Origin of the sequence: Gaoshiqia sediminis, from assembly GCF_025907915.1 — a bacterium.
GTDB lineage: Bacteria > Bacteroidota > Bacteroidia > Bacteroidales > Prolixibacteraceae > Gaoshiqia > Gaoshiqia sediminis.
The window spans coordinates 1-342 of the sequence record NZ_JAPAAF010000147.1; the positions used below are offsets into that span (position 1 = coordinate 1).

1 protein-coding gene is annotated in these 342 nt (G+C 43.0%); it reads right to left on the reverse strand.

Annotated features, from left to right (window positions below):
* Positions 1 to 342 (reverse strand): transposase (locus N2K84_RS20335; RefSeq protein WP_282593659.1); only part of this gene is annotated, 342 nt, incomplete at both ends.

Below are 342 nucleotides of genomic sequence, written 5' to 3' on the forward strand. Positions count from 1 at the left end.
TCGTCTTTCACTGCCCGATTTGCGGCATAGTTAACAATCAGCCGGGTTCGGCCTGACTTGTTAATCCTGAAGATCTGTCCATCTGAGAACGGTGTCTCCAGAATCTGTTTTTTCACCTTGTCCGGTTCATTTTTCAACCTGGCACCAATAATGTACTCATATCCCTGCTGTTCCAATGCTTTTATGTTTGAGTTTGACAAAAGACCGGCATCAGCAACAACAACAGGTTTGTTCAATTTAAACTTATCACTAATCTTTTCAATGAACGGGATCAGTGTGTGCCCTTCGTAAATATTGCCTTCAAAAATATCGTACCCGATGGCATAGCCACCCAGACCAACA